Genomic DNA, 18,321 nt, shown 5'->3' with positions numbered 1-18,321 from the left:
TCGATCAGCCAATTGACCTTGCCGCCTGAAACGATAACTTCATGTTACCCGGAGAATTCGCCAAGCCGAATTCCAACCGCATTCCGGACGGCACCGAGCTTCCGAAATCTCTTGCGCGGTTAACACTGGTGTCCTCCTTTAATGGGCGCACACGCCCTCGCCTCCAAAATTGTTGGTATCGGCGGCGGATGGCTGGCTGCTCGGCGCGGGGCCACATAGCCCACCACACTCGACCATCTGACATTCATCAAACCGAATTCAGTATCGACCATGACGAAGTCATCGCCATGGTGGACATACGATCTCGAAATCCGGCGCTCGACGTGGTCGTTCACCACATCAGCGTCGGTTTTGCCATGCAATTCGAGAAACTGGCATTTTTTCTTTCGCCCCATCGCACCGACGAAGACATGCTCCGAGGCTGGCACGCTTCCAAACCAAGCGCTTGGCGCCGGTCGGTCGATCCGGTTGATATCGAGAATGCGAAATAGGAGGCCACGGGTGCTCGTCGCGGTCCACATCTCCTCAGCCTTGGCGAGCAAGCGGAGCCCGGTTTTCTTGTTTGCCTCGGCGACGGCCGACTCGATGAAGCCAAGTGCCGCGCTGGCGCCGATAGCCCATGCCGGAGAGCCAATGAAGCCAATGCCGGTTGACACGGTACCGAGATTTCGGGCCGCTTCCGCTCGGGTCGCCGCGATTTGCCCCAGTTCGTCGGTCGGGTATAGTTCGATCCCCTGCACCTTCATCAGATGCATTATCGCGAACAGTCAAAAGTCGCCCTCCGTGGCCATACCCCGGCGCCGAGAGTTCGATGCCGGGGTATGATGAGTGAATTATCTGTGCGTGCCGTACCGGTTGCCGGTGCTGAAATTCCGATAGGAGCCGCCCCTGTGAGACGATCCTGATCCGCCGAGGTAAGAACCGCCGTGGCTAGAGGTGTGATGACCCCCACCGTAGGAAACGCGGCCTCCGCCGTGTCCGCCGCCTCTGGCCTGTGCAAACGCCGTTGAGCAAAGCAGCGCGACTGCGACAATCATTATTTTCTTCAATGCAGTTCTCCTTGAACGCCCCAAAATTGAGACGAGGCCTCTAAATCCTAGAAGCGCCACTCAATCACAAGATGAAACTCCTTCGCGCGCACACAACTAAGGTCTAGTGCGACGGCGTGGCGCGCACTATTGATCTCGCCTGTTGGTTGCGCTCTAGTTTTCGGATTATGCGGAGCGGGGTTGTAATTTTGCTCTTGGGCGTTACGGCCCTCGGAGCCTATTCGATTGGTCGTCAGGGTGCGCCAGCGACAAGCGCGCCCGCCCCAGCTGTTGCGCTGCAATCTGCCGCGATAGCGAAGCCGCTCACCAACACCGCTCCACCGGTCGTTGCTACGCTGCCAAGGCCGACAATCATCTCGTCGTCGCCATCATCCATCCCAAGCTCCGCACCGGCCAACACAAGCAGTCCACCTGACAAGGTCTCTCCGCCGCCTGAGCCCAAGCGCAAGGTCGAGGCCGCTCTGACCGCCGCCGCCATCGCGGCGATCCTGATCAAGGCGAGCCGGGATCAGTATCACGCGACAGGCAAGCCTTGCGCGTGCCCGGATGACACAATGCGCAACGGTCGATCTTGCGCCGCGAGGAGCGCGCACTCGCGTCCCGGCGGCGCTGCACCACTCTGCTACGCGAGCGACGTGACCACTGCGATGATCGATTCGTATCGGCTGAGGCAGGCGTCGCGTTGAGGCTGAAAGTTACTCGTCGATTGCGACGCAAGGAGTATTGGATGCACAGGTTTGCTCTGCTTGTCGCGCTATTCTCATCGAGTATCGGCCCCGCTCAGGCCGAGGACAAAGCGTCTCCTAGCCGAATTGAAAGCATCACAAAATCCGCTCGCGATTTGATGCCATCGATGCCAGCCGTCTCGCTACCATCAATACCCGATCTATCGCTGCCCGATTTTTCGGGTGCGACGGGAAAGCTCACCGGTGAGTTCAGTGCTTTTACGCAGCAAATCGGTGAGGCACTGCCGATCCTCGAACAAATGGGCTACGAGGTCACGACGTTTCGGGTGACGTGGGGTTTGCCGCCGAAAGGTCGGCTGCGTTTGAAGTCCAGCGGAAACGCGGACGTTCAGAAGGTGAATGCCATCGCCGCTAAAACGGGCGGCGGCGGCCTCTTGGTGTCCACTCTGATCAGTAGCGCCGCGATGGCAAAGCGCATTCAAAGCACAATGAAGATGGGAACGGCTTACCTTGACGTTGACTTCGCCGTGCCGCCCAAGATCAGCATGAAGTTCATTGGTGCAGGCACCAGCGAAAAGAACGAAGCTCGTGACCTAGACGACTTAGAGATCGCCTGCAAATGATCGGATTGGACGTGTCCGGGATACGACGGGACGGCCGGCCATCTTCTGGTAGACCAAAAGCCCGATCCCTCGTCAGCGCAGGGTACGCCTCGCCGACCGCCATGATCAGTTGGGAGGGCGTCGGGCGAGGGCCGGGCAGCGACAGCGGCTCTACCTTTGCGCGACCTGCTGCGGATTCGCAAGTTTCCTACCGGGCGCATTGAAGAAGCCCGCGAGATGATCAAGGCGTTCACATAAGACGATTTCGATACCCGATTGCAGTTCCCGGGGCATAGGTTGCAGCCGTTTGCGACGCAAGCGCGACCGCCAATCTTATCGTTTGGCGATCCGTGTTCGTCAAATGGCATCGCGCGATCCTTAGCGCGTCTATCTCGGCTGTTCTGTCGGTCGATACGTCATGATGACCTCATCATCTCCAAAGTTGTCGAGCAAGTCGCAAAAATAGCGACGCGCATGCCGCCGATCGCTGCTCTTGCGAGGGCCTCGTTTTGGAGGGGCCTGTGCTCTCAGCTCATTCCTCTTCTACATCTTGATCTTGACACAGCCGGCTCAAGCAGGTTCGGGCTCGTGGGCCCTGTTGGCTTTGGCCGGGTTCAAGAGCGCAATCACCTCCCGGCCGAACGCCGGCAGTTCGTCGGTGAAATTCAGGAAGGCGCAGGGGATCATGTCGACGCCGATGGCCTCATCGACGCGGATGCGTTCCGCGATCAGCTCGGGGGACCGAACAGACGGGTCTTGAAACCGGCGTTGGCTGGACAAGATTGGCGTGACTCGAATCCGCCCACGTTCCAATCTTCTCCGCAGTCGATGCGCCAGCCTGCTTCACCTGTTCAGCGAAAGCCTGCACGATCTCAGGGTCAGCGCCCGCTATGATCGCTTCAAGCTGCTAGAGCGCTTCCCGCTCGGTCGGCCGCTGGATGATGAAGCCGTTGAGCAGCCATTGCACTGGCTGGATTGCCACCAGATCATCGACATAGTCGATGAAGTCGTGATGCTTTAGTTCTTCCATTGTGGCCGGAGCCCCCCGCTCGATAACGGGATTCGACACACTCGCGCTTTTCCACACCCACGACGCGCAGTAGCTCAGCGCCCCTGCGATGCATCGCCGCCGATACCCAAATGGGCCAGATGCTCGGTTGCAGGGTTTAGCCAGGGCCGAAGATCATATAGAGCAACATAGCGCCCACGATCACTGTCCAGCCGATTGACGTGGCAACACCCCATACCTGCGTGGGCATTAAACGCACCTCCCGCGAACAATTAGGGAATACAGAGAGGCCACTGGCGCTGGACAGCGGCCTCTCGGACCCACTTCAAAATCTCTTCGATATAAAACCCCTACCCCGGCGAGCCGCGTCGCCTTCCCAACCCGCCGTTGGCAGGCGCGGAACAACGAATTTTCGACAGGTATCCACTTCACTATTCACCTGGTCTCTCCACGTGGCCGCGCTGCTCGTCTTGTACGTGCCGCCAGCAACTTGTCGCCAGATTTCCAAGCTTTGACATTCTGCGCTTTCCACCGCAGGGCCGGACTGGCTTCTATCGAGGCGCGCACGTTTGCTGGCACCTCCAGAGAAGACGCGGCGATCTCACCCCGGTCCAGCACGGCATCCAAAAATGCGCCCTCCCCCGCTGTGAACTTAAACAGCGGCGCGAGCTTCTCCCGGCATTCAGTCGTGACGCTCTCGATCCAAGCTGCTGGGCCGCCAAAGCTGTCGAAATACCGATCGTGCAGGCACATGGTCAGCTTGCCGGTAATGTCGCCGACCTCGCATCCGATCGCCTCGAGCGAGGCTGTGCGCCAGTCGAAGCTCTTGGCGCTCGCCCCGATCATCAAGGTGGCCGCCTTGATCTTCGCCCAGTCGAGAGACGGCATGGCGATGATCCGGTGGGCGTCGAACAGATCGCGCGCGGTGCGCCGCGTGATCAGCGCGACCATCTTGCCAGCGACGATCTCGTGGATATCGAGGACCGGAACATTCGTGGCCTGGTAGGATCCGATTGCCACCGATGGCATGCGATCCACGCCGTAGAGCGGGCCGCGGTAGAGATAATTGATATCGATCTCGATGGTCCCCGCGCCGCCCAGCGCAGAGGCGTAGCGATAAATCCATTTGCCGCCAGCGTGCTCGGACGGCTCACGCCGCGCGCCGTACCCTTTCGATTCCATCAAGCGCTCGATCCGGTCTTCCAATCCCGGGCGGTCGGCGTCCATCTGTTCCTTGTCGACCGCGCCGACATAGTTGACGTCGATATCGACAGAGAGGCGGTCCAGATCGGAATGAAAGGCGTTGAGTGCCGTGCCGCCCTTCAAGGCGACGCGCGGCCCGATCAGCGTGTCGGCGCCGAAGGCATCGAGAATGTCGATCAGCCGGATCACACGCTCCAGTGTCGCAGGCTGGAGCTGCCGCTCGGCCGCAATGTCCTGAAGCGTTTCTCGCGACGCGACCATCAAACGCCTTCAAAGGCGGCGTCGACCGCCTGCGCTGGGAGAAGCACGCGCCATGGCTCGACGAGCACCGCATGACCGGGTTCCGCACCCAGCGCATAATGCTTTGATCGTGGAAGCCGTGTTCGCAGGCGCGCCAGGACATCGTCGGAGACGCCGAGCGCGGCGCGCCGCTTCTCGAGCCACCAGCCGGAAACCGAGGCGAGCGACCGATTATCCAGCAGCTCGACATAGTCGGCGACCTTCGCCGGATCGAGATAGCGCACCAGATCCAGCGACTTCAGAACTTCCTCGCCGCCGCCTGCGAGTTCTGGCCGATGTAGGACATCGACGACCGTGCGTTCGACCGCCGTCACACGGACCGTCACGCCCTGGCGGTCCATAGTCGCGGTCAGGTAGTTGGCCTTGCCTGTCGCCGCCAACGCCTTCGCCGGCGTGACGAAGCGGCAAGCACCAAATGGCAGGTCCACGCGTTCGGTCCGTCCGGCGCTGATAAGCTGAACCTCGTTGAACTCGGAATAGGCTATGCCGTGCAGCTCAAGGGCTGAGTGAAATCCCAGGACCCCATCGGGACGCAGCTTGCTCGCCGCGGCGAAGCGGTCGATCACCATCCGGTCCGCCGCCATGTGGGCCGGCACTGCGGCAAACACCTCGCGACTGACCCGCTTGATGTTGCCAGCGCGCAGGTGATGTCTAAGTAGGCTGGTGACATTGGCCGCGCTCGCCGGATGGCCGAAGGCCGCCGCGAACTCAGCCCGGGTGAAGACCGGATGAGCCGACAGGAAGCTGGCCGTTTTGTGCTGGCGGGGTTGCATAAGTCTTCAATTTTGCTCCGAAGTGGGTAATAAATAGCCGGTCTGACGCAAATCTGTCAACAAATCCTCCTGAGAAAAGCGGGCCGACGGGCCATCGCCTTGATGGCGAAAACGCGCCCGTATGGGCTAAAAATTACCCCTTCCGGCGCACACTTCTAGAACAAGCCGCCCCGCGAAAGGACCGCATCAGGCGAATTAAGCGGTTTCCTTAGCCGGATCTTCAATGTCAGACATTTTACATTATATATTGACATTGACAGATTTTGTTACTATGTTGCCGACGTAGGAGGCGGCCATGAGCGATGGACCATTCAGAAATGCGGAGTTGCCCAGCAGCTGGAAGCGTTATGGCCAAGACCTGGTCAGCGACGCCACGAGCCGTGAGGAGCGAACGACGCAGGCGTGCCACAGCATGATTGGTGACGTGGACATGAAGACGTTCAGTCCCCTTTTCGATGAACTCAAAGCTCATGCCGACCGCCCCCAAATGGACTTAGACCCGGTCACGGCGGTCGAAACGATTTTCGAGACTCATCCAACGTCGCCACTGGCGGATACCCTGCAAAGACATCTGATTGCGAATCTCCGGGATCAACTCCCTCCCGAGAAGGCGCTCGATCAGGCGCTCGACAGCACGACAAAAGAATGGATCGGCACCACCAAAAACCGGCTCGACGAAGAATGCATTCGTGCCCGCGAGCTCGGCGACATGAGCCGCGAAGATTACCAGAAGGGAATCGAGCGGAACCGCGAGACGTTCGCTGCCATCAAGCCCAGCGAACTCTGCGACGCCTTGGCCACCGGCAACAAGCGCGCGTTCAGGCAGGCGGTTGAGAAGAAAGCCGGCGTAGATGAGGGGCCCGAAGAGTGAGCGCCAATCCGAAATGCTCACCGATGCAAGACAAGCGCTTGATCGTTATCGAAAAGGGACAGAAGCGCAGCCGCCGCATCCTCCCGAAGGGTGCTGTGATCGCGGAGGTCGGCCGTCACATTTGCTTTAATCCGGCGGTTCTGGATCGCTTTGACGTAAAGGGCTTCGAGCCGCTGCACTACGATATGCTTGTTCTCTGCGCCGCCATCGAGTTCGCTGACCGGCGTTGGAAGCGTCCGTTGGGCTGGCGCCGAACCTTCGATGTGGCGATCCCAGTCATCGACCTTAAGGCTTGGCAGAAGCCGGAGGTTCTGAAGGCCCTGCACGGCGTCTTGAACCACCTGACCGGCGACGCATGGCGATTGACCTTTGTCCAGGCAAAGAACTTCTCGCCGATCGGCACGCGGCAGATGCCGTTGGACTTCGGCAAGGCCAAGACCTTCGCCGTCGCTTACAGCGATGGTTTGGATTCGCGTGCCGTCTCCGCTCTGAGCGGGAGCGAGGCTGAGGCACTGTGTATCCGGGTCGCGGGCAATCGCCAGCGGCGCAAAAACGGGGATAGTTATTTCACGCAGATTCCCTTCAAGGTGAAGGGATATCGCGGGAACGAAAGCAGCTTCCGCTCGCGGGGATTTCAGTTTGCGACGGTGACGGCGATTGCTGCACAGCTCTCAAACGTGACGCGCGTCATTGTTCCGGAGAGCGGCCAGGGCGCGCTTGGGCCGGTACTTCTCCCGCTGCACAACGTCTACGCCGACTATCGCAACCATCCGACGTTCTTTCGGAAGATGGAGCGCTTCATCAAGGCAGTGCTGGGCTACCGAGTGCGGTTTGAGCAGCCACGCCTCTGGTCGACGAAAGGTCAGACGTTGCGCGCGTTTCTGGACATGATCGGAAAGTCCGAACAGCATCTGACGAGTACCCATTCCTGTTGGCAAACGCGCCGGGTCGTCAATGTAGGCGGTAGAAAGCAGTGTGGCCTGTGCGCGGCTTGCTTGCTGAGACGCCTCAGCCTGCATGCCGCTGGCGTTAACGAGGCGCCTGGTACGTATATCGTGTCCGACCTTGCCGCTTCTGACGCGGCCGATGCTTTATCGATTATACCCCAAAAGGCTGATCGGGACATCATGGTCGAATACGGAAGCGTCGGTGCGCGTCACCTGCAGCATCTCGCGGACATGAGCGGCTTGCCTGACGAGAACATTCGCGTTCACGCCTCGCAAATCTCAGCTGCGATAGCGGAAAACTACGAAGACACTCTGAAGAAACTGAGGACGATGTTGGTAACTCATGCCGAGGAATGGCGGGCATTTTTGTCCGCGCAAGGAGATCAAAGCTTTTTGAAAAGCTGGATGGATGGAGGGCGCAATGGCTGATCTGAATGAGCTGAGCGCACAGGAAATAGGACGCCGGCTGCGGATAGCACGGGAGAACGCAGACGTCCGCCAGGATGACGCGGCCCAGGTCATCGGCATGTCCCGCCCCACCCTTGTATCCATCGAGAAGGGCGTGCGCCGTGTGCGCATCCAGGAAATCCAGACGCTCGCGCGCCACTACGGCGTATCGGTCAACGCCCTCCTCCGCCGCGAGGCAGTGCATACCGATCTGATGCCTCGGTTCCGCAAGTTGCGGGAGACGGAGGACGCGCACACCACTGAAGCCGTTCAGCTATTCAACGACCTGATTAAAGCGGACGTTGAAATGGAGAATGTCCTCGGCATCCACCGACGTCGAAATTACCCCCCGGAACACGGTATAAACGAGGGCGACGTTGCGGCCCTCGCAGAAAAGCATGCCAAGGAATTGCGCGACTGGCTGGGTCTCGGTCCGGGGCCGATCGCCGACATCTTCTCGGTCATCGAACTGGGTCTTGGCATCCGATTGTATCAGCGTCGTCTCTCATCCAGTTCAAAGGTTGCTGGCCTTTTCACCTACGATGAAAGTGTCGGCGCCTGCATACTTCTAAACGCCAACCACCCATTGCCGCGGCGCATCCAGTCCGCGGCGCATGAGGTCGGCCACTTCTATGCTACCCGTCAGATTCCCGAAGTGCTCGAAGACGATGAGAAGTTCCTCTCACGCGATGAACGCTATGCTAACGTCTTTGGCCGTGCATTCCTGACGCCAGCCGAGAGCTTCTCGGAAAGCTTCCGCCAACTGAAGGAGATCACCGGCAAAACGACCCGGCGCCTGATCATTCTCCTCGCCCAGCAATATAATATCTCGCGCCAAGCCTGCGGGCTGCGGCTCGAGGAATTGGGCCTTGCCAAGAAAGGCACGTGGGCATGGTTCGAAAACAACGGCGGCATCACCGATGACAATGTCCGAGAGGTCCTCGGCGAAATGGCCGGTCGCCGCGATCCCGCAAAGAGCGACGCGGACCGACCCATCTCCCACCGCCTGAGCCTGATGGCGCATGCCGCCTGGAAGCGCGAGCTCATGTCGGAAGGACAATTGGCGGAGCTGCTGAAGGTGGGCCGAGTGGAGCTTCGCGGCGTTATCGACCAGATCGAGCTTGAGGAAAGAGACACGGATGAGTTGCGCAAGCTCCCTGATTGATATCGCGGATCCGCTGATTCTCGACACGAGTGTTCTGATCAACCTTCACGCTTGCAAGTATGGCGAGCGCATCCTCGCGTCCATTCCCAACGATGTCCTCGTGTCCGAGATCGTGGCTGGAGAGCTGGAGCACGAGACGAGCCGGCAGAACGGCGAGCACCGCTTTCTGCTAGATCTCGTGACTGGTGGAATCGTGACGCTCGCCACTATGACCGACGCCGAATACGAGATTTTTCATGAACTCACGTCTACCTCGCCCTCCCTTGACGACGGCGAAGCTGCAACGATCGCCATCGCGGCAGCAAGATTTTTCCTGCCGGTTATCGATGAACGGCGCGGACGAAGCCGCGCCAGCGCGCTATTGAAAACGCGAAATCCAGGCTGGTCGTTAGACATCTTACATCATCCAACGGCCATCGCGGTCCTCGGCGACCAACCTGTCATCCAAGCGATGTATTTCGCTCTTCGCGACGGGCGCATGCGAATTCCATTACAAAGAGTGGAAGGCGTTATCGCGCTTATAGGGATGGAGCGTTCACGCGATTGCACTTGCCTCCCTGGGTATCGAGAGCGATTTTTCGACGAGCACTCTGGGGCCGCCGCTGTAAATTCTGCCGACCGCGCGAAGCTCCCAAATCTAAAGTGAACAGCGAACACTGGTTTGACGATGTCGCAACAGAAGCCTAGCGGATTGCTTTCATTGGGTCGCTGGACGGCTAAGGCGTGAACGAGGAGCAGATTTACCCATGCCCTTCCATGGCAAGCCGCAGCGCGTTGGGATGCGCTGCGCTTCCGCCAGAGATAGAGCGTCCCCTGCGAAGGGTGGAGGTTACACGTTCGAATCGTCTAGTCGAGGTCTGGCAAGCCGCAGTACGGCCGTGACGAGGGCTGGTAGCATTGTGCTGGGCACTGCATTTTGAGGGCCTGGTGCGGCCGCTCATTGTCATAGCAATCGATGAAGTCGTCGAACCTGGCCTGCTGCTGCAGGAAGTTTTGGCGGCCGGCTTGGTGGCCTTCAGCTTGAAGGTCAGATGCATCCGCTCATGGTTGCCATTCTGCTGCGGATGGCCGGGCTTGATGCGCTCGATCTCGATGCCAAGCCTGAGCCACCACACCGACAGTCTGCTCAATCCGAACAGGCATTGGACTAGCAAAGGGAACGCCGCTGTCGGTGCGGATGGCCCGCGGCAGGCCAAATTCCTCGAATACGGCCTCAAACACCGAGAAAGCGTGGGCTTCCTTGGTGGTAGAGAGCGCGTCGCAGGCGAAGTCGGTGATGGTCCGTGGATAGCAATATCGCCTATCGGCAAGCATGAACTCGCCCTTGTAATCGGCACACCACAGTTCATTGCGCTGGGCCGGGCGAGAGAGAGTGGTGCCCTCAGCCCTGTTGCGTCGTCTGGTTCGGCGCTTGACCAGGCCATGGCGATTGAGCACGGCATGAACCGTGCTGATCGCTGGCGTATGCTCGTCCGGATAGCCGTCTTCGAAGTGCAAACCTTTCGCGTAGGGACATAGAACAGGAGCGCAGCGTATTTTCCTTCGCTGATGGGCCGGAAGACATCGGCACGCACGATAACACCATCATCCATGCGGATACCTACGTCCCAGTCGATGCGCATTCCGTCGGTGATCTCGGACCGCGTCCGCTCGACCATCCCATCCTGCCTGCAAGTGCCCGCTCTTTTTTTGATACCGGGCTTGGCTACCTTTTGGGTTCGAAAGGCCGACTACCCACCGAGCAGGATCTCCCGTGCCTCGGCCGGGGATGCCGGTCTCGACCCCTGGCGCGTGATGACCCGAGCGGCCTCCTCGACGAGCTGCGCGTTGCTCGACGCAAGTTGTCCTCTTGCGATGTACAGGTTGTCTTCGAGACCTACGCGCACGTGGCCTCCGAGTTCACATGCCGCAGCGGCGATCTTGAACTGATCGTGCGCGGTTCCGAATGCGCTCCAGAGGGCTCCGGAAGGAAGCATGCCGCGCATGACCTCAAGCACGTCCGACTGCGCTGGCGCTCCCCAAGGAACGCCCAGACAGAACTGGAAGAACGCTGGAGATTTCAGAATCCCGACTTCCAGCAGGTGTTTGGCCAGCCGAATGTGACCCAGATCGAACACCTCGATTTCTGGCTTGATGTTTGCGTCTGTTATCGCCCGTCCCATGACCTCAAGGTCTTGAACGAGATTGATCATCGCGATTCTTCCGAAATTCAGCGTGGCTACATCCAGGCTACAGACTTCCGGCTTCAGCTTCAGGATGTGTTCCAGCCGTTGTTGCGGCGTCATCGGTGGGTTCACGCCTGGAGCCGGATGGAGCAGCAGACCATCCGCCGCATATAGCGAACCCGGACCGCTGGTCAGGTTCACGACGACGTCCGTCGATGATCCCCGTATTCGTTCGACGACTTCCGAGTAGTGTGCGAACTCGACGGACGGTGCACCTGTAGCCGGATCGCGAACGTGAATGTGCACGACAGCCGCGCCTGCCTTTGCGGCATCGATCGCCTGGTCGGCGATCTGCTTCGGCGTGACGGGAACCGCGGGACTCTTGCTAACTGTGTCGCCGGCACCGGTCAGCGCGCAGGTGATGATGGTCGGATTCGACATCGATCTTGGCCAGCTTTGCTTCTAGTGATGTTCGGCGTCGATCAGCACGAAGGCGACCCGGCAGACCTTGTCCGAACGGTTGGACCAGGCGTGGTTCGTCCCGCGCTGGATGAGGACGTCGCCCGGCCTCATCAGCGTCTCGCCTTCGTCCATCATCGCCCACACCTCTCCCTCGAGCACGATTGCGTAATCGAGCGTGGGGGTTTTATGGAAGAAGAAGTGCCTGGCCTTCGTGTCGAATGCCTGTGGACTTCCGATTTCACGCCTGAACTTCTCGAGTTCTTCGCGCGAATAGAGACTATCCGGCGGAAACTCGGCTATGCGCAGCATGTTGCCGCCTGCTGGCGGCTCGATCGCCAGCTTGCGGTCGGCAGGGGCTGTCTCCGTTTGCTCGACGATATCCGCCGGGCTCCTGTCGGCGACCCACAGAACGGTTCCCGCCAACCCGGGAGTACCGGGCACCACGTGGACGCTAGGCGCGGCGTCGTCGGAGAGAATGACGGACCGACCGTCCGCACGATGACCGGTTACAATGCGACGAATTGGCTTTGCCATGGCTATTTCAACTCACTGAGAGATGGGCGCACTTTTCACTCACCAGAATTTCTTGCGCTTCTCCGGCCACCAGCGCCTTTGCTCGGCCGGCCCGATCTTGTTTCGGAGCGTCCCCAGGCGAGACACTTCCAATTCCAAGACGTCGCCGACCTCGAGCTTTCGACCGATTTCGAGACCCGAGCCATTCCCGACGGTGCCCGAACCGATGAGATCTCCGGGCTGCACGGTCTCCGAGATGGACATGTAGGCCAGCAGCTCTTCGGGGCTCCAGAGCGTCTCGGCGCTGTTTCCGCGGGAGCACTCCTCCCCGTTGATGCGCACGATCATCTCGAGATCGTCCGTGCGTCCAATTTCGTCCATCGTGACGATCCACGGGCCGATACCGAATGCGAAATCCTTGCCCTTGCCGGGCCCCATTCCGATTCCAAGCTCGATCTTCTGGACGTCCCTCGCGCTCCAGTCGTTGAAGATCGTGACTCCGAAAATCGCGCTCTTGGCCTCTTCGGGCGTGACGTTGTGGCAAGCACGGCCGACGACGTAACCCAGCTCCAGCTCGTAGTCGCAGTATTCCGTATAGAAGGGCTTGGCGACCTCGGCATCGTGACCGACTGCCGTATGAGGCGTACCCTTGAAGTAGCCGGGAATCTCCAACAAAGCGGACGCCGGCTCTGCCCCAACGCGCTCGTGAAATTGTTTGATGTGCTTGAGAAACGTCAGACCGTCACGGATTACAGAAGGGTCCGTAGCACTCAGCCATTTGATCTCGGAAATGGGCTTCGAGGCGTCGTCAGCGCGCGAAAGAGCCGCTTCCCGCGCATTTTCAAGGAAGGCGTCGCCGAGTCCGATCGCCGCGGACATGCTTCCGGGAAACAGCGCCGAAGCGTAGCGCTGAGCCGCCTCACGGGTTGCGCCCTTTGCCAAGCGCCGCAGGACTTCCGCCGAAGCGAGATCGACGACCGCGTTTTTTTGGACATCAACCGCGACGAGGCGGGCGACCGGACCGAATGGCGTTTCAACAGCAATGCGTCCGAGCTTCATTTCGGTCCCCCCTTGTTTTGATACGATACGTTTCGTAATATCCGGGTATCCCCTTGTCAAGCGCGCCGGATCATGTGTGATCTTGCGGGTGCTGCGCCTGTCGGGGGAGTTCCGGCTGTGATACTCAGAGACGATCCTGCCCGGATCGAATCGGGCCTAACATGAGTGCATCGAGGACAATGGCATCAACGGCTCAAGCGCGCCGGTCGCTCAAACCGCGATCTGACCGGTTGCAGAAGCGGCTCGTCGAAGATGAAACTTCCGACTCCGGCCGAACCGGTCGGCCTCGTGACCAGGCATCCAGGCAAGCTATCCTGTCGGCCACGATGAGACTCTTGCAGACGGTCTCCGTTGCCGATCTCGCCATTGAAGCGGTCGCCCGAGAGGCGAAGGTAGGCAAGGCGACGATTTATCGCTGGTGGACGAGTAAAGGGGCGCTGGTGATCGAGGCATTCCTCGACTCCCACTTCAGCAACACCCCCATGCCGACAGCGATGGACCCCCGCTCGGCCATCAAACGGCATCTGACGTCGCTGGCAAAGTACTTCAATGGCCGCGCCGGCACCCTCGTCGTCCAAATACTTTGCGAGGGACGCGACGATAAAGCGCTGTTTGCCGAATTCAATAGGCGCTTCACCGAAAACCGGCGGCGGCTCGTGCAAGAGACGGTTGAGCGCGGACAGACCGAGGGGCAATTCCGGACTGACCTAGATGCGAGCTGGATCGTTGAGCTTCTTTATGCGCCGATCTATCGGCGTCTTATGTTCGCGATCCCGTTAGATGCGGAGTTCATCGGCCGCCTATGCGATACCGTCGATCTGTTGATAGCGCAGCCGCCGTCAAAGGCGTCTCGCACATCGACCAAGCAGTAGGGACGACGATCTCGGTCGAGGTCCGCATCTCGGCTAAACCGTCCTGGCGGTGGGACTTTCTCTCTGTGCGGCTTGTTCCGTCATGCGACGAGGACTGACGATCGCCAGCGAGGAAGCGGCGGTAGCGACGAGGCGTCCTTCGCCGTCGGAGAGAATTCCGCGCACGAAAACGATGTTTCTACCGCAACGTTCGATTTCCCCGCGGGCCCTGTAGGCGCCAGGCTTGGCGGATCGTATGCACGATACGTTCATGGTTATCGTGGCCACCGAGAGGCCGTCGTCGACGGCCATGAGTGCGGCATAGGCCATGGCGAAATCGAGCATGGTCGCTACGGTTCCACCGTGAACAACGTCTTCCGCCTGTGTGAAGTCGTCTCCCACAACAAATAATAGTTCGACGCTGGCGGTTTTTGGATCGATCTCCTTCAACTGCGTCTGGAGAGCCCTAGCCAGGGCGCTCGAAGCGACGGCGGCAGGCAATTCCCTGCCAGAGGAAAGTCTACGTAGCAGTTGCTGATCAAGATTCATTCTGAGAGTCCGGAAATGCTGTCGAAACGAGGTCAGCCGCAGTCAAAGCCGGCTGACCTCTCTGCTGCCCTGCCGAGCGTTCGGCGACTTCAAGTGCTCGCGGGCTCGAGCCCTTCGTGGACGCCTGCCTGGAACGCCGGCAATCGTCCAAGCAGGCAGAGGCCGGCGGATGCCACCAGGCAGCCGATCGCCACGCTCAGCCAGCTCAGGTAATTGCCTGTGGCATCGAAAAGCGCTCCGGCCAAAATTGGACCGGCCCCACCACCGAGTGAAACAGCGAGGTAGATGCCGCCGAACAGCGTGCTGAAATGGGCAGGCGGGAAACGTCGGCCAATCAGGAAGAGAGCGAGGTCGAACTCCGACCCGATCGTGAAACCCATCGCCAGCGTCCCGGGCAAGATCAATGCCGTGTTGCCTGTCGAAAGCATGAGAGCTCCGCCGGCCGACAGAAGAAACACGGCCGTCGCGAGAAGGTTGGTCTCGACCAGATCGAGAAGGTAGCCTGTGATCAGACGCCCTGCGATTACGGCGAAACCGATCAGTCCTGCCATGCTTGCGGCGGTGGCTGGAGCGATTCCGCGATCGGTTAACATCGGGACGAAATGAACGATGGTTCCGAAAATTCCGGTCGAGGCGAGCAAGAAGATGACCGCGAGCAGCGCAAACCGACGGTTGGCATAGAGGCGCCAGTTCCATGGTTGGCGCTCAATCTGCGTCCGATCCCGGACGAACTCCGTCCGCAGCAACCACGCGATGATGGGAATCGTGCAAAGGGTGATGAATGCCAGTCCGAAATAAGCTTCTCTCCAACCGTAAGTGCCGAGCAATTGGCCGACCAACACGGGGAAGACCAGAGCGCCCAATCCGGGACCGCAGTAAACGATTCCGTAGACCAAACCGAGCCGTGTCGGAAATTTTCCGACGACGATCCGTCCATAGGATACCGGAGTCGTTGCACTGCCGACGACGCAGACCAGGAGCGTGATCAGAAGGAAACTGACGAGTCCCGCGGTCGCCGTGCCCAGCAAGGCAAAGGAAGCCGCTAGTCCGGCTGCGGACAGAATGGCCATCCTGAGGGCGCCGAAGCGATCCACCAACCTGCCGGCAAAGGGCGACGCGACTCCAATGGCGAGGATGCCCACAAGGGGACCCAATGATGCCATTCCGCGCGTCCAGCCGAACTCGGCGGCCAACGGCTTCAAGAATAGTCCGGTTGTATAGAAATAGATCGACGACACGCTCATCATCATGCCGATCAGGCATCCGGCGATGAGACCGCGTCCGCGCCAGAGTTCGTTCTCAGATCGGACAGTACCACTCATACGTTTTTTCTCCCATCGTCTTTCTTGGTTCGTTGGTCCACACGTTCCCCTTCTTCATTCCCTGCGGTTGGTCCCCGCTAGTCGTGCGACGATCGTACGATCGACGAGATCGCCGTACTTGAGGGTTCCGGGAGCGAGGAGACCGAGTTCGGATCGAGTTTCGATCAGCCGATCTACGCCGCTTTGCGACGGCACGAGATCGTTAGGCATCGCCCGGAGCATGGCGCGAGCCATCTCCTGCGAAGGCGATGATTGAACAAGAATTGCCTCAGCCTGATCCGGATTTTCGCGGGCCCATGAAGCGGCTCGGGCGATGGTCGACAGGTACGTCTCGAAAATTGTGGACTTGTCTCTCAGAGCCTTGCGTGAAGCGACCACCCCTTGGCCAGGAAAGTCGGACCACACTTGCTGTATCTCAATAAGCGGTACGAAACCGGCGGCCTTGGCCGCAAGATCGAAAGGCGGCCCGAGCAAGGTCGCGTCGCAACGAGCCGCGATCAAAGCCTCGTAGCGCTCTCTGACACCGCCCAGAAGCAGCCACGTAGCATCCTCGAACAGAACGCCCTGACGTTTGAGGATGGCTCGCAAAGGAATTGCGAAGCCGCTGTCCGGCGCATCTACCGCGATGCGGCTTCCGGCCAGCGCACCGATCGTATGAACCGGTGCTCGAGCGAGCAGCGTCAGTGGTGTCGTCTGTTCGATCTGGGCGACGAGCACAAAGTCGCCGCCCCGATCATTCCAGGCGATGATGTTGTCTATCGCCGTGATGGCAAGATCGACATCCTCGCTCGATAGAGCTTTCGAGCGATGACTTCGTGAAGTTGGTGAGGATCGCGAGATCGTCGACCAGTCCCACGCGCTCAGCGAGCACCAGGGCGCTGGGCAGAACGAAGACGGTCTGTCTGATCTTTTGCACCGGCCCTCCCAATCCGAATTCTGCGCTTGTTCATTAAGTCCGCGCCGTCGGCGCGGACTGCAGCGCAATCTTACGAACTACGATACGATCCGTTTCGTATATCGCAAGCTAATTCTGGAGCATTCGAAGCGCCCGCCGGGCTGTGGAAAGCCAACGACGGTGAAAAAGGGCCGCCGGTGGTCCGGCGGTCAGTTCCCATTCGGGAGGAAAGCAGACGACCGGTCTGCCAGCGGATCGCCTGAGAGAAGTCGGACGAAGATCAGAAGGCCACCACTTCGGATCGAGTCGCTTTCCCGCGCCCTCTTGGAGCGCATGCGCCCGGTGATCACGCGCGCGACCGAGGATGACGTTCGCCGTGCCGTCATGTCTGACGGCCCGTCGGCCTTGCGAGATGAGGCGCTGGTCCAGGAGGCCGGCTACAGCGCGTTTTTCGCGCCGTTCGATTGGATCGACGACGAAGCCGATATTGTCATCGTCGGGGTCACGCCCGGCACACAACAGGCGCTCGAAGCCCTGCTGAGCTTTCGCGCGTTGCTTGCTGCTGGCGGCTCGCTTGATGAGGCGGCGCATCGCGCCAAAAGGGCCGCGTCGTTCAAGGGCAGCATGCGCACACTTGGCGAGCGATTGATGGATCACTTCGATTTGCACCGGCTCTTCGGCCTTGCGTCAACGCTCGATCTCTTCGTCAGCGCCGCGCGCCGAGCGCATTTCACATCGGCCCTGCGCTATCCGGTGCTGAAGAAATCCGGCAACTACGCCGGAGACAGCCGCATTACGGCCCGCCCCTTCATGGGGCGTATGATCGAAGGGAACCTTGCGGTCGACCTTTGCCATGCTTCCCAAGGCTTGGCTTGTGGCCTTCGGACCGAACGCGTTGCGTGCGCTTGAACATCTCGCGGCTATCGGACGCCTCGATGGGGCTCGCATTCTCGGCGGCCTCCTCCATCCCGGCGGCCAGCAACGGAACCGCAATAATGTCCAGCTTGGCCTTGTCTCAGGCGACGCCGCCCTCATGGTTTCCGGATCGTTGAAAAGCTCGACGAGCGCTCGTGCGATGATGAGGTCTTGTTCGACTTGCCTCTGCTCAGCCCACGGCGCATTCTTTGACCAAGCGATGATGTTTTGAGCGGGGATCATTCATCGATCTCCGGATAACGCTGCACAATCACGCGCCAATGCTTGTTGCGCTCGACAGGCGTGCGTTGCGTCTTCCTATCCTTTCGACGCTCCGGTTCGAGCGTGACCCAGGGCATCGCCTCTTTTTCAAAGAGCCGGTCGTGAAGCGCATTGGCGCGCTCGGTATGACCGAGCCGATCGAGCAGATAGCCGGCTCGCTGGCCGCAAGCGCGCTCGAAATGCGCTGACATGGCAGCGAGCTTTTGACCCTCAATGCTTTCCGCGAGATCCGTCATGACGGTCGCCACGGCCTCAG

General features: G+C 59.8%; 20 protein-coding genes and 1 pseudogene. 7 read left to right on the top strand and 14 right to left on the bottom strand.

Annotated elements, in window-relative coordinates; genetic code table 11:
• Nucleotides 1-119: 119 nt before the first annotated feature.
• Complete coding sequence (locus tag ABIB78_RS35445; protein ID WP_429033421.1) at nucleotides 120-746, bottom strand: hypothetical protein; 627 nt, start codon at nucleotides 744-746, stop codon at nucleotides 120-122.
• A gap of 1,030 nt (nucleotides 747-1,776) precedes the next feature.
• Here ABIB78_RS35445 and ABIB78_RS35440 point away from each other — a divergent pair.
• A complete protein-coding gene (locus ABIB78_RS35440) occupies nucleotides 1,777-2,358 on the top strand; it encodes a hypothetical protein (RefSeq protein WP_429033418.1) in 582 nt (193 codons plus the stop codon).
• Nucleotides 2,359-2,907: 549 nt separating this feature from the next.
• Here ABIB78_RS35440 and ABIB78_RS35435 read toward each other — a convergent pair.
• From ABIB78_RS35435 to ABIB78_RS35420, 4 genes are all read right to left on the bottom strand, one after another.
• Entirely contained in the window at nucleotides 2,908-3,117 is a 210-nt protein-coding gene (locus ABIB78_RS35435) for a hypothetical protein (protein ID WP_429033416.1), read from the bottom strand.
• Between the two features lie 127 nt (nucleotides 3,118-3,244).
• Nucleotides 3,245-3,367: a hypothetical protein gene (locus tag ABIB78_RS35430; protein ID WP_429033414.1), complete on the bottom strand. Its 123-nt coding sequence runs from the start codon at nucleotides 3,365-3,367 to the stop codon at nucleotides 3,245-3,247.
• 414 nt (nucleotides 3,368-3,781) lie between these two features.
• On the bottom strand, nucleotides 3,782-4,810 hold the full coding sequence (locus tag ABIB78_RS35425; protein ID WP_429033411.1) for a nucleotidyl transferase AbiEii/AbiGii toxin family protein: 1,029 nt from the start codon (nucleotides 4,808-4,810) through the stop codon (nucleotides 3,782-3,784).
• Nucleotides 4,810-5,622, bottom strand: a complete 813-nt coding sequence (locus ABIB78_RS35420) for a type IV toxin-antitoxin system AbiEi family antitoxin domain-containing protein (protein WP_429033408.1) — start codon at nucleotides 5,620-5,622, stop codon at nucleotides 4,810-4,812. Before ABIB78_RS35420 ends, ABIB78_RS35425 begins: the two co-directional genes overlap by 1 nt.
• A gap of 295 nt (nucleotides 5,623-5,917) precedes the next feature.
• Between ABIB78_RS35420 and ABIB78_RS35415 the strand changes: the two genes are divergently transcribed.
• The 4 genes from ABIB78_RS35415 to ABIB78_RS35400 are packed head-to-tail and all read left to right on the top strand — an operon-like array spanning nucleotide 5,918 to nucleotide 9,698.
• Entirely contained in the window at nucleotides 5,918-6,493 is a 576-nt protein-coding gene (locus ABIB78_RS35415; protein ID WP_429033406.1) for a hypothetical protein, read from the top strand.
• Nucleotides 6,490-7,869, top strand: a complete 1,380-nt coding sequence (locus ABIB78_RS35410) for a 7-cyano-7-deazaguanine synthase (protein ID WP_429033403.1) — start codon at nucleotides 6,490-6,492, stop codon at nucleotides 7,867-7,869. Before ABIB78_RS35415 ends, ABIB78_RS35410 begins: the two co-directional genes overlap by 4 nt.
• Nucleotides 7,862-9,052 carry a helix-turn-helix domain-containing protein gene (locus tag ABIB78_RS35405; protein ID WP_429033400.1) on the top strand — a complete coding sequence of 397 codons (1,191 nt, stop codon included), beginning with the start codon at nucleotides 7,862-7,864 and terminating at the stop codon, nucleotides 9,050-9,052. Before ABIB78_RS35410 ends, ABIB78_RS35405 begins: the two co-directional genes overlap by 8 nt.
• Nucleotides 9,027-9,698 (top strand): DNA-binding protein, encoded by a 672-nt coding sequence (locus ABIB78_RS35400; RefSeq protein ID WP_429033398.1) that lies wholly within the window; start codon nucleotides 9,027-9,029, stop codon nucleotides 9,696-9,698. The genes ABIB78_RS35405 and ABIB78_RS35400 overlap by 26 nt, the downstream gene beginning before the upstream one ends.
• Before the next feature lie 203 nt (nucleotides 9,699-9,901).
• Here ABIB78_RS35400 and ABIB78_RS35395 read toward each other — a convergent pair.
• The 4 genes and pseudogenes from ABIB78_RS35395 to ABIB78_RS35380 form a co-directional block, all read right to left on the bottom strand.
• A pseudogene (locus ABIB78_RS35395) lies at nucleotides 9,902-10,525 on the bottom strand (integrase core domain-containing protein); the annotation flags it as partial.
• Nucleotides 10,526-10,782: 257 nt separating this feature from the next.
• Entirely contained in the window at nucleotides 10,783-11,658 is an 876-nt protein-coding gene (locus ABIB78_RS35390) for a 3-keto-5-aminohexanoate cleavage protein (protein ID WP_429033396.1), read from the bottom strand.
• Between the two features lie 21 nt (nucleotides 11,659-11,679).
• Nucleotides 11,680-12,213 carry a cupin domain-containing protein gene (locus ABIB78_RS35385; RefSeq protein WP_429033393.1) on the bottom strand — a complete coding sequence of 178 codons (534 nt, stop codon included), beginning with the start codon at nucleotides 12,211-12,213 and terminating at the stop codon, nucleotides 11,680-11,682.
• Between the two features lie 39 nt (nucleotides 12,214-12,252).
• Nucleotides 12,253-13,251 carry a fumarylacetoacetate hydrolase family protein gene (locus ABIB78_RS35380; protein ID WP_429033391.1) on the bottom strand — a complete coding sequence of 333 codons (999 nt, stop codon included), beginning with the start codon at nucleotides 13,249-13,251 and terminating at the stop codon, nucleotides 12,253-12,255.
• A gap of 230 nt (nucleotides 13,252-13,481) precedes the next feature.
• On the opposite strand from ABIB78_RS35380, the gene ABIB78_RS35375 reads away from it, so the two are divergent.
• A complete protein-coding gene (locus tag ABIB78_RS35375; protein WP_429033388.1) occupies nucleotides 13,482-14,123 on the top strand; it encodes a TetR/AcrR family transcriptional regulator C-terminal ligand-binding domain-containing protein in 642 nt (213 codons plus the stop codon).
• A 33-nt stretch (nucleotides 14,124-14,156) separates the two neighbouring features.
• Here ABIB78_RS35375 and ABIB78_RS35370 read toward each other — a convergent pair whose 3' ends face one another.
• From ABIB78_RS35370 to ABIB78_RS35355, 4 genes are all read right to left on the bottom strand, one after another.
• Complete coding sequence (locus ABIB78_RS35370) at nucleotides 14,157-14,651, bottom strand: PaaI family thioesterase (protein ID WP_429033385.1); 495 nt, start codon at nucleotides 14,649-14,651, stop codon at nucleotides 14,157-14,159.
• A gap of 89 nt (nucleotides 14,652-14,740) precedes the next feature.
• The gene (locus ABIB78_RS35365) at nucleotides 14,741-15,973 is read right to left on the bottom strand and encodes an MFS transporter (RefSeq protein ID WP_429033383.1); all 1,233 of its coding nucleotides are present in this window, start codon (nucleotides 15,971-15,973) and stop codon (nucleotides 14,741-14,743) included.
• A gap of 54 nt (nucleotides 15,974-16,027) precedes the next feature.
• On the bottom strand, nucleotides 16,028-16,741 hold the full coding sequence (locus ABIB78_RS35360) for an ABC transporter substrate-binding protein (RefSeq protein ID WP_429033427.1): 714 nt from the start codon (nucleotides 16,739-16,741) through the stop codon (nucleotides 16,028-16,030).
• Nucleotides 16,707-16,889: a hypothetical protein gene (locus ABIB78_RS35355; RefSeq protein ID WP_429033430.1), complete on the bottom strand. Its 183-nt coding sequence runs from the start codon at nucleotides 16,887-16,889 to the stop codon at nucleotides 16,707-16,709. Before ABIB78_RS35355 ends, ABIB78_RS35360 begins: the two co-directional genes overlap by 35 nt.
• Before the next feature lie 312 nt (nucleotides 16,890-17,201).
• Here ABIB78_RS35355 and ABIB78_RS35350 point away from each other — a divergent pair, with 312 nt between their 5' ends.
• Nucleotides 17,202-17,777: a hypothetical protein gene (locus ABIB78_RS35350; protein WP_429033380.1), complete on the top strand. Its 576-nt coding sequence runs from the start codon at nucleotides 17,202-17,204 to the stop codon at nucleotides 17,775-17,777.
• A 245-nt stretch (nucleotides 17,778-18,022) separates the two neighbouring features.
• On the opposite strand, the gene ABIB78_RS35345 is transcribed toward ABIB78_RS35350, so the two are convergent.
• Entirely contained in the window at nucleotides 18,023-18,301 is a 279-nt protein-coding gene (locus ABIB78_RS35345; protein WP_429033378.1) for a hypothetical protein, read from the bottom strand.
• Nucleotides 18,302-18,321: the final 20 nt, after the last annotated feature.

The sequence above is a fragment of the Bradyrhizobium sp. I1.14.4 genome, from assembly GCF_050435825.1.
Lineage (GTDB): Bacteria > Pseudomonadota > Alphaproteobacteria > Rhizobiales > Xanthobacteraceae > Bradyrhizobium.
The sequence above is the reverse complement of the archived record's forward strand: the minus strand, read 5'-3'. Positions and strand labels throughout refer to the sequence as shown.